This is a genomic window from Rhodobacter sp. NTK016B (genome assembly GCF_017303295.1).
Classification (GTDB): Bacteria; Pseudomonadota; Alphaproteobacteria; order Rhodobacterales; family Rhodobacteraceae; genus Pararhodobacter.
Map to the genome: position 1 here is coordinate 146,341 of NZ_JAFKOK010000001.1, position 12,853 is coordinate 159,193.

Genomic DNA, 12,853 nt, shown 5'->3' on the forward strand with positions numbered 1-12,853 from the left:
TGCAGCAAATGAAGATGCGCAGCGTGGTCATGGCAGGGCGAATAGCACCAGGGCGGGCCTCGCGCAAGCGTTCAGCGCAGCGCGTTGCCGGTGGCGCCCGGCAGCGTGCGGCGGCCCGCCCGGACCTCGCGCCATGTCATCAGCAGCCCGCCCGCCACGACGATGCAGGCGCCGGTGATGCTGACCGCATCAGGCCACAGGTCGAAAACGGCAATGTCGTAAAGCGCGGCCCAGACCAGCGTGATGTAGAAGAACGGCGCGACGAAGCTGACATCGGCCAGCCGGTTCGCGGTCAGAAGCAGGATCTGCGCGCTGACCATGACGACGCCGATGGCGATAAGGGCGGCCCAGACCTGCGGGCTTTGCGGCCATGTCAGGACCGGGGCGGCGATCAGCGCCGAAATCCCCATCCCCATCGCGTTGTTGATCAGCATCGTGCGCCCGAAGGGTTCCGAGGTGGCGAGCCGCTTGATGAAGATATTCTCGATCCCCATGCAGACGGCGGCCCCCAGCGCCAGCAGCGCCGCGGGCTGGATCACGCCCGCGCCGGGCCGCAACAGGATGGCCGCGCCCGCCATCGCGATGCAGGCCGCCGCCCAGCGCCACGGCCCGACCCGCTCGCCCAGAACGAGGATCGCGAAAGCCATCGTCGCCACGGGGCTGGTGAAGCTGAGCGCGTTGGCATCGGCCAGCGGCAGATGCGCCGAGGCCGCGAACATCAGCCCGCCGCCGGTATAGCCCAGCATCGTGCGGATCAGGTGACGGCGGTAATGCGGGCGCGGCGTATCTGCGCTCTGACGCCATGGCTGGCGTCCGGTGGCCCGGCGCAGCCCGAGGAACAGCGCGACCGCGACGAAGCCCCACAGGAACCGCGACTGGCTTATCATCAACGGATGGATCTGCTGCCCCAGCGCTCCGCTGCCCAGCGCCTTGGCGATCAGCGTGGTGCCCGCAACCAGCATCGTGCAGCCGAGCATGGCAAGAACGGCGGCAAGAAGGGTCGAGCGCATGGGCATGTCCGTCTGAAGGGTGCCCGACGGATCTAGGTCGTTAACAGGCGAAAGGAAAGACCGCAGGCGATGCGGCGCGGGCGAAGGGCTCTTCCGCGCGCCCAGCGGCCCCTTCCCCGGCGAAAAGCGCCCCTTTGCGCGCTAAGGTTGCGCAAACTTGATCTCAATCAAAGCGGCGGTCGCAATTAACCTGTTCCTTGGACGCATCAAAGCGGCACAGGCCGCGCCCCGTACGGTGCTTTGGAGATCGCGATGCGTCTGACCACACGAACCAACCTTGCCCTGCGCACCCTGATGGTCTGCGCCGTCAATCCCGAGCGGATCGTACGCAAGAGCGACGTGGCGAAGGCAATCAACGCCTCGGAGAACCATCTGGCGCAGGTCGTCAACCAGCTTGGCCAGTCGGGTTTCATCACCACGCTGCGGGGACGCCATGGCGGCTTCACGCTGGCGCGTCCGGCGGCCGAAATCTCGGTCGGCTCCGTGTTCCGCGCCTTCGAGGCCGAGCTGCCGTTCATCGAGTGTTTTTCGGACGACAATACCTGCCCGCTCAAGGGCGTCTGCCGCATGTCGCAGCATCTGACCCGCGCGGTCGAAAGCTTCTATGCCTCGCTCGACCCGGTAACGCTGGGCGAACTGACCGATTGCAACGAGGGGCTCGAAGCGATCCTGTCGCTGGAAGACTGCACGCGCCGGGTCAACACCGCGCGCTGCGCTCAGGCGCAGGCGGTTCCGGCCTGACAAGTCTGACGAAACAGATCAGAAGGTGATGCGCAGACGGTCGCGCATGATCTCGATGCGCGAGAAGCGTTCGAGATAGCGCATCCCCAGCAGCGAGCCATGCAGCTCGCCCTCATTCACCAGCGCGCGCACGCGTCGCGCCTCATGCCCTTCCAGCGCCACCCGGTCGAGCGTCACCTGCGCGGTGCGGGTCATGCCGTTGGCGGTGCTCGCAAGCCCGAGATAGCGCAGATCGTCTTCCGTGAACCCCAGCTTCGCCGCATCCTCTTGCGTCAGGACCATGTCGGTGGCCCCGGTATCGAGGATGAAGCGCACCGGCGTCGCCACGCCGTTCGGCCCGGTGATATCCAGCGTCACATGGTATTGCCCGTCAAAGGCCCGCCGCAGGATCAGGCCGTCGCCCTCTGCCGTCTGGACCGCCGCGCGCGAGAATTGCGTGCTGTCCCAAAGCCCGTACGCCGCCGCCGCACCGACGAAGATCAGCGCCCAGAGGATCGCGTGCCGCAGAAACGTCAACAGCCGCCCCTGCGTGGCGACCAGCGCGTAACCGACCAGCGCAACACCCAGCACGCCCAGATAGACAAGGCGCGCGATGTCGTCGTCGGTGAGCTGTTGCAGAGCGTCCATCCGGGCCTTTCCAACTGCGGGATGGATCAAATGTAGGCCGCCGCCGCCGATCTTCACAGAGGACGCAGTGTCACGTCAGCGTCAGAACAGCCCCTGACAGCCCTTACCCGACGCTCAGCCCCCGATCACCCCGGCGGCGCGCGCGCCGTTCAGCACGAATTGCGTCGCCAGCGCGGCCAGCAAAAGGCCCATGAGCCGCGTGACCACCATCTCGCCCACCCGGCCCAGCAGCCGCTCGAGCAACGGCGCGAGCAGGAAAAAGGCGAAAGCCGATCCGACAACCAGCAACATCACTGCGTGCACCGCCAACGCCCCGGTCATGGTTTCGGTCTGGTTGACCAGCAGGATCATCGACGCCATCGCGCCCGGCCCGGCCAGAAGCGGCATCGCCAGCGGAAAAACCGAGGGGTCGGGCGATTGCTGCGCGTGCCCCTCGCGCCGGGGCTGGCGCCGGTCGAACAGCATGTCGAGCGCGGTCAGGAATAGCAGCACCCCGCCCGAGATCTGGAAGGCGGGCATCGAGATGCCGATGGTCGACAGGATCGTCTCGCCTGCCAGCCCGAACACGGTCAGCAGCGCCGCCGCAATGATACAGGCGCGCACCGCTACGATGCGGCGCTGGCGCACATCCATCCCGGCGGTGAGCGGGATGAAAAGCGGCGCAAGCCCGATCGGATCGATGATCACGAAAAGCGTGACGAAGGCCGTGGTGAGAAAGGCGATATCGGGCATGGCTCAAGGCTTCCCGCGTCGGGGAGCCTGTGTCAATCGCCGATCACGCCGGGACGGGCGTCAATCGGCTGTGATTTGACCCGCCACGGCGGCGGCGTAGGGTGGCGGGACTTCACCAGACAAGGTTCACCAGACAAGGATCGTCGCCCATGACACTGCGTTTGCCTTTGGCCGCGCTGGCCACGCTGATCGCCCTGCCGGTCGCGGCCCAGGATCTGGGCCCGGCCGATGTGACGGATATCGAAACGGTGATGGCTTGCCCGCGTGATCAGGGACCGGACGCGGCCTATTGGGCCTGCCTCGAGGGATCGGGCATGAGCCCCGGCGCGCTGGCCTTCGCGCGGACCCTGGCCGGTGCCGACGATCTGCCGGGGCCCGGTTTCATGCTGGCCTTTACCGAGCTGGGTCCGGTGGATCTGGCCGATGTGGTTCTGCCCTTCCTTGCCAATACCAACGATCAGTCGCTTCTGGTGAACGGCGCCGACGGCCCGATGCAGCCGCAACTCGGGGCGCGCCCCGACGACGCGCAGAGCCGCGCCCTGATGCGGGAATACCCGGACGCAATGCCCGCCTTCCGCATGGCGGTGGTGGGGCATCGGCGGGTGGGCGTCGAGCAGCGCTTTGTGATCTCGGACGAGATCACCGATGGCTGCCGCGCCTGCGCGCATCTCGGTCTGGCCTTGTCGGCAATGGTGTTTCGCGACGGGGTGCTGGATCGGGTCGAACCGCTGGGCTGGCTACCCGCCGGAATCGCCGCGCCCGAAGCCCTGTCCGAAGAGCTGAAAGCGGGCAGCGAGCGCGCGCTGCAGATCGCGCTGACAATGCGGGGCTACGCGCCGGGGCGGATGGATGGCAGGCCGGGGGACACAACCGATGCGGCGTTCCAGACCTTCCTGACCGACCACTGCCTGCCCCCGCAGGACAGGCCCGGAGACGCGGCTATCGCCCTGCTGATCGGCAGCCCGATGATCGATCCGCGCGACCAGATGACACCGCCCGACTGCGCCGAATAACGCGGTCGGGCGGGGATTCATCATACATTGGCGAGGACAATGTCAGGCCTTATTATGCCTGACATTCACTCTTGAGCGTTTTCAAGCGCTTCCGTCGCCTTCATCCACAAAGCCTCGGCCCGGTCGAGGCCTTCCATGACCTCGGCATACTTGCGATTCCAGACGTCGAGATCGCCTTTGCGACCGTCTTCGTAAAGCGCGGGGTCGGCCAGTTTCTTGGCCAGCTTTTCGCGCATCTCTTCCAGCTTCTCGACCCTCTGCTCGCATTTACGCAGCTCGGATTTCAGCGACTGAACCTGCTCGCGCGTGGCCTTGGGCTTGGCGGGTTTCTCGGCCTTGGGCTTTTTCTCGCTCTCGTCGCCCCCCAGCAGCAGCGCGCGGTAGCTGTCGAGATCGTCCTCATAGGGCGCGACACCGCCATCCTTGACCAGCCACAGACGGTCGGCCACCAGCGACAACAAATGCATGTCGTGGCTGACAAGGATCACCGCGCCGGAATAGGCGGTCAGCGCCTCGACCAGCGCCTCGCGGCTCTCGATATCGAGGTGGTTTGTCGGCTCGTCGAGGATCAGAAGATGCGGCGCGTCGATCGTCGCCAGCAGCAGCGACAGACGCGCTTTCTGGCCCCCCGACAGACGCCCCACCACGGTCTCGGCTTGATCGGCCATCAGGCCGAAACCGGCCAAGCGAGCACGGAGGCGCGGCTCGCCCTCGGTCGGGCGCAGGCGGCGGACATGCTGAACGGGCGTCTCGTCGAGATGCAGCTCGTCAACCTGATGCTGGGCGAAATAGCCGACGCGCAGCTTGCCCGCGACGGTCATCGCCCCGGCCATCTTGTCGAGCTTGCCCGCGAGCAGTTTCGACAGCGTCGATTTCCCCTCGCCATTACGACCCAGCAGCGCGATGCGGTCGTCCTGATCAATCCTGAGCGACAGTTTGCGCAGCACGACATGATCGCCATAGCCAACCGACACGCCCTCCATGGCGATGATCGGCGGCGAGAGTTCTTCGGGCGCGGGGAAGGTAAAGACGTGTTTCGCCGCCTCATGCGGGGCGGTGATCGGCGTCATCTTTTCAAGCTGCTTCACCCGGCTCTGCGCCTGCCGGGCTTTCGACGCCTTGGCCTTGAAGCGGTCAACGAAGCTTTGCAGATGCGCGCGGCGGGCATCCTGTTTCTTTGCCTCGGCTGCCTGCACCGCGCGCTGTTCAGCGCGGGTCTTGGCGAAAGTGTCGTAGCCGCCGGAATAGAGCGTGAGCTTCTTGTCCTCCAGATGCAGGATCGCGCCCACGGCCCGGTTCAGAAGCCCCCGGTCGTGCGAGATCACGATCACCGTATGGGGATATTTCGCCAGATAGCTTTCAAGCCACAGCGCGCCTTCGAGGTCGAGATAGTTCGTCGGTTCGTCGAGCAGCAACAGGTCGGGCTGTGCAAAGAGCACCCCCGCCAGCGCCACGCGCATCCGCCAGCCGCCCGAGAAATCGGAACACGGCATCAGCTGTTCCTCGGCGGTGAAGCCAAGGCCCTTGAGGATCGCCGAGGCCCGCCCCTCGGCCGACCACGCGTCGATATCGGCCAGACGCGCCTGCACCTCGGCGATGCGGTGGGCGTCGGTGGCGGTTTCGGCCTCGGCCATGAGGGTCGCGCGTTCGGTATCGGCCTGCAGCACGGTATCGAGCAGCGAAGTCGAGGATGACGGGACCTCTTGCGCGACCCCGCCGATCCGCGCGCGGTTGGGCAGGCTGATCGTGCCGCCTTCAGAGACCAGCTCGCCACGGATCAGGCGGAAGAGCGTGGTCTTGCCCGAGCCGTTACGCCCGACAAGGCCGACCTTGTGGCCGGTCGGGATGCGCGCCGAGGCCTCGACGATCAGAGGCTTGCCATCGACTGAATAGGTGAGATCGGAAATGGTCAACATGAGGCGCCGCTTAGCAGAAGCCCGCGCGGTGCACCAGCGGGCGCGGACACGAAGCGCCGCCCCTGCAACAGTGTCGTGCAGCGCCGTCGCTTGCAAAATCGCGCCCGCCCGCGTTGATTGATGCGTCCCATTGGAATTCGCATGACACGCACGCCCCCTCATCTTGCGACGCTGGTGCTGCTGACCGCCCTGCCCGTCGTTTCGCTTAACATGTTCCTGCCGTCGCTGCCGGCGATGACCGACGCCCTGCAGGCCAGCGAAGCGCGCATGGCCTGGGTCGTGTCGGGCTACATGGTTCTGACGGCGCTGATGCAACTGGTGATCGGCCCGGTCAGCGACAGGATCGGGCGGCGGCCGGTGATCCTGTGCGCACTGGCGGTCTATTCGCTGGCCTCGCTCGGCTGCGTTCTGGCGCAGGACTCGGGCACCTTCATCGCCTTCCGCCTGATGCAGGGCGTGATCGCGTCCGGGACGGTGCTGTCGACGGCGATCATCCGCGACCAATACGACGCGCGGCGGGCAGCGGGGCGGATGGGAACCGTCAGTGCCTCGATGGCGCTGGCGCCGATGCTGGGTCCGACAATCGGCGGGCTTCTGGACAGCGTGATCAGCTGGCGGGCGATTTTCGGGCTGTATTCGGGGCTGGGCGCGGCGGGACTGGTGCTGTGCTGGCTCGATCTGGGCGAGACGCTGAAGCCCGGCCAGCGGCGATTGCGGCTGGGCGATTACGGCGCGCTGTTGCGCTCAGGGCGGTTCTGGGCCTTCACCGGCACGGGCGGGCTGTCGATGGGGTCGTTCTACGTCTTCGTCTCGGGCGTGCCCTTCGTCGCCTCGGAAACATGGCATTTGTCGACTTTATGGATCGGGTTGGGAACCGGATCGATCACCGGCGGCTTCATCTTCGGCGCGCTCATCACCTCGCGCATGGCGCCGCGGGTGGGGTTCGCCCCCCTGATCATCGCCGGGCGCTGCGCGGCGGTGCTGGGTGTCGGGCTGGGTTTGCTGTTATTCTGGGGCGGCGTGACCTCGCCCTTCGCGTTGTTTGCCTGCACGATGAGCGCGGGGTTCGGCAACGGGCTGACGGTGGCGAATGCGGCCACGGGGGCGGTGTCTGTCCGCCCCGATCTGGCCGGCACCGCCTCAAGCCTGTTTGGCGCCTGCGGCATGGCGTCGGGCGCGGCGCTGTCATGGATCACGCTGCACATCGTGGCCGCCGAGCCGACGCCCGAACGGCTGCTGAGCGTGCTGCTGGCGGTTCTTCTGGTGGCGCTGGCGACGGGGGTGACGGCGGTCAGGCTTGACCGTACGGCACCGGCCGCTGCGTAAGCGCGCCATTGGCGGCTTTTCAACCTTTCGCCTGCATGTTAAGTGCGCCTCAGTTTTGACCACAGGCGGCCGGGCATGGGGCCCGCCGCGCACCGAAAGAGACGATCATGGCCACCGAACGCACCTTGTCGATCATCAAGCCCGACGCCACCAACCGCAACCTGACCGGCAAGATCAACGCCAAGTTCGAGGATGCGGGCCTGCGCATCGTCGCGCAAAAGCGCATTCACCTGACCCCGGCGCAAGCGGGCCAGTTCTACGAAGTCCACAAAGAGCGCCCCTTCTACGGCGAACTGTGCGAATTCATGGCCTCGGCTCCGGTCGTCGTGCAGGTGCTGGAAGGCGAAAACGCCATCGCGAAAAACCGCGAAGTGATGGGCGCGACCAACCCCGCCAATGCCGAAGAAGGCACGATCCGCAAGGAATTCGCGCTGTCGATGGGCGAAAACTCGGTCCACGGTTCGGACGCGCCGGAAACCGCCGCGCAGGAAATCGCGTTCTTCTTCTCGGGGCTGGAACTGGTCGGCTGACCTGTCTGGTTCATCGAATGCGAAAGGGCGGGGATTTCCCCGCCCTTTTCTTTTGCCCGCCAGTTGCTGCGGGGCCCGGGATCACCGCCCCGGATCACCGGCAGCGACGATTGACCTCGCGCTGCGCCAGCCCGGTTTCCACCAGCATGCAGCGGTCGCGGGCGGTGTAATAATAGCCGCGCGCGTAATGCATCACCGCATCGTCCATATCGCCATCGGCGACCAGCCAAGCGCCGCGCAGATAGCGGCCCGCATAGCGCAGGTTCACGCGCGGATCGAGTAGCTCGCGCGGCTCGCCGCGAAAGCCCATCGTCCGCGCCGTCTGCGGCAGGATCTGCATCAGGCCATAATAGGGACCGTTGCGGGCATTCGCGCGGTAATCGGATTCGCGCTGGATCACCCGGTGCAGCAGCGCTTCAGGGATATCGAGCTCATCCGCCGCGTCCTCGATCAGCAGCCGCATCTCGACCGTTTCGCCGGGATAGAGCCGCTCGACCTGAACATGGTCGTCGCCCCCGCCGCCGCAGGCCGTGAGAACCGCAAGCGCGGCGAGTGCCAACCAGGTCTTCATACGGGGCTCCGTTTCTTGGCCGGGCGGGTTTGCCGCCGTGCGGGATCAATCACGCCGATCTCATCAAGGATCGCTTCGATTCCGACAATCCCGCCCTTGGCGACATGCGCGGATTTCAGCGCATCGAACCGCACCCGCAGCGCGTCCTTCTCGGCCCCCTTGCAGTCGTTCCATGGCCGTCCCTGCAGCGCCATGTGCAGGACATAGTAGCTGATGAAATGCGCCCGGGTCCCGGTATCGAGAAGCTTCGCATACGCCGCATCCGCCCCCAGAGCGCGCAGTTCCTCGGCACTGTGAATGCCCGCGCGCGCGAACGAGGCGTCGCTGGCCGGGCCGAGATTGGGGAGCGAAGAAACGGGGCTGGGCATGAGGTCTTTCATGCGCGGCAAGAGCGGTCTTGGCAAGAGGAACGCGAGGCGGCTGATAATGTCTGTCTTTCAGGAAAAATCGCCCTAGTTGAGGCGGAATTGGGCAAGATCAGACCGAATTCGACTCATATCGCAGAGCGCCCCTGAGCCGGATTCCCGTCTTACGTCTGATGCATTGGTTTTGCCGAAGCTCAAAGGGTTTTGGTCCATACACCATCTCCATGCGCGCGACCAAGGCGCGCTCGTCGTAACAATGTGGGACATCAAATTTTTGTCTGACTTTTACTACTTTCATAGAGTTATAGGTCTATTCAAACACAGAACGCAAAATCACTCGGGGACGCCAGGTGGAAGCCCTGATGCCAAGTCGCTCGTACGGCCCGTTGGGGGCGCGCCAAAATCGAGCCCCCAGACAGGGCCCTGAATGTAAGACCAATAGATGACTGACATTAAAAACCGTGTTTCCGCTTGTCGCGCCCGGGCACCCACCCTAGCCTGTGGAAAAACGCGGAGAAAGACATGGACCTGCCCTTCGACGGTGCGATCTCGCAATACTACGAACACGACGCCCCCGAGCCGGTCCGCGAGGCCATCGCAGAGGGCAAGAAGAAGGATATCCTCGCCCCCGACTACCCCTATGATCAATGGATGAAGAAGTCCGATTACGAGGATCGGATGAAAGAGCTTCAGGTCGAGCTGGTGAAACTGCAGCGCTGGATCGAGGCCAGTGGCCAGCGTATCGTCGTCGTCTTCGAGGGCCGCGACACAGCAGGCAAGTCGGGCGCGATCAAGCGGGTGCGCGAGAACCTGAATCCGCGCGGCGCGCATATCGTGGCGCTGCCCAAACCGACCGACCGCGAGCGCACGCAATGGTACTTCCAGCGCTACATCGCGCACATGCCGGCAGCAGGTGAAATCGCGCTGATGGACCGTAGCTGGTACAATCGCGGCGTGGTCGAAAAGGTGTTCGGCTTTTGCACCGATGACGAACGGCGGCATTTCTTCGATCAGCTTCCGGGCTTCGAACAGGCGCTGGTCGATGACGGCATCAACCTGATCAAGCTATGGTTCAATGTTGGCCGGGCCGAACAGCTTCGGCGGATGCTGGCGCGTGAAAGCCACCCGCTGAAACAGTGGAAGCTGTCATCGATCGATGTGAAGGGGCTGGCCAAATGGGACGATTACACGCTGGCAATCGGCGAGACCTTCGCCCGCTCGGATTTCGGCTTCGCGCCATGGACGATCATTCGCGGCGATGACAAGTACCGCGCGCGGATCGGCGCGGTGCAGCGGATCCTCGGCGCGTTCGACTATGACCGCAAGGACGCCGAGACGGTGGGCACGCCCGATCCGTCGATCATCGGCGGTGTTGATCTGTGGCCGGGCCACGCGCGCTGAAAAGCGCGCTGGCGGCCACCCCGTCGGGCAAGGGCGCGTCGGATGCCCAGATCAGCGCCCCCTGCCCCGCCGCCGTTGCCCGGGCCAGCAGAGCCCCGGTGGCGTGATCGCCCTGTAAGAGCGCAAGCTGCCCGCCCGCCTGCGGCACCAGCACACGCATCAGCAGATGCGCGCTGGCCGCAGCACCGGGCGCGGGCTTCCAGACGACACCCCGGGGCGCCAGCGCGATGAGCAAGCCCATGATCCGCGACAGGGGCACCGAGGCGGCGCTGAGCAGCATGGCGGGGCCATGCGACGGGAGATCGTGGAAGGCTTCGGGCGCGCCGCAGGGATCGTCCATACCTTCCCGCGCGCGGATCTGCCTGAGCAGCGGCGCCTCGGCGGCATAGGCTTGACCCAACAGCGCGGGATCGGTGCTATCTCCCGCAGACAACCCCGTCAGCGCACGCGCCATATCGCCCGCGCCGGCGCAAACCAGCCCGGCGCCCGGCACGGCAGGCACAGGCACCATCCGCTGCCCCAAAGGCGCGGTCCAGCGCCCGGCGAGGCATTGCACGAAGAGCCGCTCGCTCAGCCCCGCAAGGATATCGTCAAGATCGGAAGTCAGCGCGCCCGACAGATCAGTTGGCCGCCGTGCAGCTCGAGGTTAGATCCTCGTAACGGTCGACCACCCAGTTGGGCGCATCGGCCGGCAGGGTGTCGGTGATCGCGGTCTGCACACGGGCAAACAACGCGACCGAGCGCGAATTGTCGACCATTGGCACCGTGCCTTCGGGCACAGCGGTCTGGAACACCATCAGCGCCACGGCGATCAGCAGGATGCCGCGCAGCACGCCAAAGAAGAAACCAAGCCCCTGGTCGATGCCACCCAGCGCGGAATTACGGATCAGGCTGGAGAAAAGCGGCGTGAACAGCGCCACGATCACCAGCATGATGGCGAAAACGGCGGCAAACGAAGCGATGATCGTCAGCTCGCAGCTATCGCCGAGGATATCGCCGACATAGGGGATCTCGCGCACCAGCGGCTCGACCGTGGGGGCCAGCACGAAGGCGGCGATGGCGGCGACGATCCAGCCGGCAATGGCCAGCGCCTCGCGCACGAGGCCGCGCGAATAGGCAAGGATCGCCGAAATGATGATCACCAGCGCGACGGCCGCGTCGATCAGGGTAAAGCTGTCCATGCCCAAGCTCCTTCGCGCGTCAGCCCGCGCCGAATACATCGCCCACGAAGCCGGTCAGATCGCCCATTTCGCGCAACCTGACGCCGATGCCGGGGCCAGTCTTGCCGCCCCTCGGCAGCATGGCCGTGGTGAAACCAAGTTTTGCCGCTTCTTTCAACCTGTTTTCGCTCTGGTTGACAGGACGAAGCGCCCCCGAGAGCGAGATTTCCCCGAACACGACGGTATCGGCAGGCAGCGCCACGTCCTCGCGCGCGCTCAGAAGGGCGGCGGCGACGGCGAGATCGGCGGCAGGCTCGCTCACCCGCATCCCGCCCGCCACGTTGAGAAACACGTCGAGCCCGGTGAAAGGAATACCGCAGCGCGCTTCGAGCACGGCAAGGATCGTGCCCAGCCGCCCGCTATCGAGCCCGACGACGGTGCGGCGCGGGTTGGACAGCGGCGAAGGCGCGACGAGCGCCTGAATCTCGGTCAGCATGGGCCGTGTGCCCTCGATCCCCGCGAAAACCACCGATCCGGCCGAGGGCTGACCGCGTTCGGACAGGAACAGGGCCGAGGGGTTGGGGACCTCGGACAGACCGCCGCCGGTCATCTCGAACACGCCGATCTCGTCGGCGGGGCCGAAGCGGTTTTTCACCGCGCGCAGGATGCGGAATTGGTGGCCGCGCTCGCCCTCGAAATACAGCACGCAATCGACCATGTGCTCGATCACACGGGGGCCGGCGATCTGGCCTTCCTTGGTGACGTGCCCGACAAGGATGACGCTGATCCCGCGGCGCTTGGCCAGCGTCACAAGCTCGTGCGCGGCGGCGCGCAGCTGCGCGACCGAGCCGGGCGCCGAGGCGACGCTGTCGAGCCACATGGTCTGGATCGAATCGATGATCACCAGATCGGGGCGCTCTGTGTCGAGCGTGGTCAGAATGTCGCGCAGATTGGTCTCGGCGCCCAGCTGCACGGGCGCGTCGCCAAGACCCAGCCTTTGTGCGCGCATCCGCACCTGTGCGGCGGCTTCTTCGCCGGAAATATAAAGGGTTGCCAAACCCTTGCGCGCGAAGGCGGCGGTTGCTTGCAGCAGCAGGGTCGACTTGCCGATGCCGGGATCGCCCCCCACCAGAATCGCCGAGGCAGGCACCAGCCCGCCGCCCAGCACGCGGTCGAGTTCATCCATGCCCGACAGCGTGCGCGGTGGCGGCGCCTCGTCCGTTTGCAGCGTGCTCAGCGCGATCGAGCGGCCCTTGGACAGCGGCCCTTTGGGCCCCGCACCCAGCGGCGCCTCTTCGACGATCGAGTTCCACGCGCCGCAGGCATCGCAGCGCCCGGCCCATTTCTTGTGAACCGCACCGCATTCGCTGCAGGTGAATTGGGGGGATGCCTTGGCCATGGCGGTATTATCTCCCGGCGCCGCGCGCGTTGCAAGCGGGGTCCAGCGCGTCCGGTTCAGGA

14 protein-coding genes are annotated in these 12,853 nt (G+C 65.8%); 5 read left to right on the forward strand and 9 right to left on the reverse strand.

Annotated elements, in window-relative coordinates:
- Positions 1 to 71: 71 nt before the first annotated feature.
- Positions 72 to 1,010 (reverse strand): DMT family transporter, encoded by a 939-nt coding sequence (locus JI664_RS00750; protein ID WP_286173726.1) that lies wholly within the window; start codon positions 1,008 to 1,010, stop codon positions 72 to 74.
- 252 nt (positions 1,011 to 1,262) lie between these two features.
- Here JI664_RS00750 and JI664_RS00755 point away from each other — a divergent pair, with 252 nt between their 5' ends.
- Complete coding sequence (locus JI664_RS00755) at positions 1,263 to 1,751, forward strand: RrF2 family transcriptional regulator (protein ID WP_207011796.1); 489 nt, start codon at positions 1,263 to 1,265, stop codon at positions 1,749 to 1,751.
- Between the two features lie 18 nt (positions 1,752 to 1,769).
- Here the strand turns inward: JI664_RS00755 and JI664_RS00760 are convergent, their stop codons facing one another.
- Entirely contained in the window at positions 1,770 to 2,378 is a 609-nt protein-coding gene (locus JI664_RS00760) for a retropepsin-like aspartic protease family protein (RefSeq protein ID WP_207011797.1), read from the reverse strand.
- A gap of 114 nt (positions 2,379 to 2,492) precedes the next feature.
- On the reverse strand, positions 2,493 to 3,110 hold the full coding sequence (locus JI664_RS00765; protein WP_207011798.1) for a MarC family protein: 618 nt from the start codon (positions 3,108 to 3,110) through the stop codon (positions 2,493 to 2,495).
- A 149-nt stretch (positions 3,111 to 3,259) separates the two neighbouring features.
- Here JI664_RS00765 and JI664_RS00770 point away from each other — a divergent pair, with 149 nt between their 5' ends.
- Positions 3,260 to 4,123 carry a peptidoglycan-binding domain-containing protein gene (locus JI664_RS00770; protein ID WP_207011799.1) on the forward strand — a complete coding sequence of 288 codons (864 nt, stop codon included), beginning with the start codon at positions 3,260 to 3,262 and terminating at the stop codon, positions 4,121 to 4,123.
- A gap of 65 nt (positions 4,124 to 4,188) precedes the next feature.
- Here JI664_RS00770 and JI664_RS00775 read toward each other — a convergent pair whose 3' ends face one another.
- Positions 4,189 to 6,039: an ABC-F family ATP-binding cassette domain-containing protein gene (locus JI664_RS00775; protein ID WP_207011800.1), complete on the reverse strand. Its 1,851-nt coding sequence runs from the start codon at positions 6,037 to 6,039 to the stop codon at positions 4,189 to 4,191.
- 141 nt (positions 6,040 to 6,180) lie between these two features.
- Between JI664_RS00775 and JI664_RS00780 the strand changes: the two genes are divergently transcribed.
- Positions 6,181 to 7,365, forward strand: coding sequence for a multidrug effflux MFS transporter (locus tag JI664_RS00780; RefSeq protein ID WP_207011801.1), 1,185 nt, complete (start codon positions 6,181 to 6,183; stop codon positions 7,363 to 7,365).
- Between the two features lie 107 nt (positions 7,366 to 7,472).
- On the forward strand, positions 7,473 to 7,895 hold the full coding sequence (gene ndk / locus JI664_RS00785) for a nucleoside-diphosphate kinase (RefSeq protein WP_207011802.1): 423 nt from the start codon (positions 7,473 to 7,475) through the stop codon (positions 7,893 to 7,895).
- A gap of 94 nt (positions 7,896 to 7,989) precedes the next feature.
- Here the strand turns inward: ndk and JI664_RS00790 are convergent, their stop codons facing one another.
- Entirely contained in the window at positions 7,990 to 8,466 is a 477-nt protein-coding gene (locus JI664_RS00790; protein WP_207011803.1) for a lytic transglycosylase domain-containing protein, read from the reverse strand.
- Positions 8,463 to 8,834, reverse strand: coding sequence for a TfoX/Sxy family protein (locus JI664_RS00795; RefSeq protein ID WP_207011804.1), 372 nt, complete (start codon positions 8,832 to 8,834; stop codon positions 8,463 to 8,465). Before JI664_RS00795 ends, JI664_RS00790 begins: the two co-directional genes overlap by 4 nt.
- A 519-nt stretch (positions 8,835 to 9,353) precedes the next feature.
- On the opposite strand from JI664_RS00795, the gene ppk2 reads away from it, so the two are divergent.
- Positions 9,354 to 10,232 carry a polyphosphate kinase 2 gene (gene ppk2, locus JI664_RS00800; RefSeq protein WP_207011805.1) on the forward strand — a complete coding sequence of 293 codons (879 nt, stop codon included), beginning with the start codon at positions 9,354 to 9,356 and terminating at the stop codon, positions 10,230 to 10,232.
- On the opposite strand, the gene JI664_RS00805 is transcribed toward ppk2, so the two are convergent.
- From JI664_RS00805 to radA, 3 genes are all read right to left on the reverse strand, one after another.
- The gene (locus JI664_RS00805) at positions 10,192 to 10,743 is read right to left on the reverse strand and encodes a hypothetical protein (RefSeq protein ID WP_207011806.1); all 552 of its coding nucleotides are present in this window, start codon (positions 10,741 to 10,743) and stop codon (positions 10,192 to 10,194) included. The two genes, ppk2 and JI664_RS00805, sit on opposite strands and share 41 nt — an antisense overlap.
- 109 nt (positions 10,744 to 10,852) lie before the next feature.
- On the reverse strand, positions 10,853 to 11,413 hold the full coding sequence (locus JI664_RS00810; RefSeq protein WP_207011807.1) for a CvpA family protein: 561 nt from the start codon (positions 11,411 to 11,413) through the stop codon (positions 10,853 to 10,855).
- Between the two features lie 19 nt (positions 11,414 to 11,432).
- Positions 11,433 to 12,791, reverse strand: a complete 1,359-nt coding sequence (gene radA / locus JI664_RS00815; RefSeq protein ID WP_207011808.1) for a DNA repair protein RadA — start codon at positions 12,789 to 12,791, stop codon at positions 11,433 to 11,435.
- Positions 12,792 to 12,853 lie beyond the last annotated feature (62 nt).

Excerpts from the sequence above, each read along its gene's own strand:
- JI664_RS00765 (WP_207011798.1), bottom strand. The coding sequence starts at position 3,110 with ATGCCCGATATCGCCTTTCTCACCACGGCCTTCGTCACGCTTTTCGTG.
- ppk2 (WP_207011805.1), top strand. The coding sequence starts at position 9,354 with ATGGACCTGCCCTTCGACGGTGCGATCTCGCAATACTACGAACACGAC.
- JI664_RS00780 (WP_207011801.1), top strand. The coding sequence starts at position 6,181 with ATGACACGCACGCCCCCTCATCTTGCGACGCTGGTGCTGCTGACCGCC.
- JI664_RS00760 (WP_207011797.1), bottom strand. The coding sequence starts at position 2,378 with ATGGACGCTCTGCAACAGCTCACCGACGACGACATCGCGCGCCTTGTC.
- radA (WP_207011808.1), bottom strand. The coding sequence starts at position 12,791 with ATGGCCAAGGCATCCCCCCAATTCACCTGCAGCGAATGCGGTGCGGTT.
- JI664_RS00790 (WP_207011803.1), bottom strand. The coding sequence starts at position 8,466 with ATGAAGACCTGGTTGGCACTCGCCGCGCTTGCGGTTCTCACGGCCTGC.
- JI664_RS00770 (WP_207011799.1), top strand. The coding sequence starts at position 3,260 with ATGACACTGCGTTTGCCTTTGGCCGCGCTGGCCACGCTGATCGCCCTG.
- JI664_RS00810 (WP_207011807.1), bottom strand. The coding sequence starts at position 11,413 with ATGGACAGCTTTACCCTGATCGACGCGGCCGTCGCGCTGGTGATCATC.
- JI664_RS00750 (WP_286173726.1), bottom strand. The coding sequence starts at position 1,010 with ATGCGCTCGACCCTTCTTGCCGCCGTTCTTGCCATGCTCGGCTGCACG.
- ndk (WP_207011802.1), top strand. The coding sequence starts at position 7,473 with ATGGCCACCGAACGCACCTTGTCGATCATCAAGCCCGACGCCACCAAC.
- JI664_RS00805 (WP_207011806.1), bottom strand. The coding sequence starts at position 10,743 with ATGGTGCCTGTGCCTGCCGTGCCGGGCGCCGGGCTGGTTTGCGCCGGC.
- JI664_RS00755 (WP_207011796.1), top strand. The coding sequence starts at position 1,263 with ATGCGTCTGACCACACGAACCAACCTTGCCCTGCGCACCCTGATGGTC.
- JI664_RS00775 (WP_207011800.1), bottom strand. The coding sequence starts at position 6,039 with ATGTTGACCATTTCCGATCTCACCTATTCAGTCGATGGCAAGCCTCTG.
- JI664_RS00795 (WP_207011804.1), bottom strand. The coding sequence starts at position 8,834 with ATGCCCAGCCCCGTTTCTTCGCTCCCCAATCTCGGCCCGGCCAGCGAC.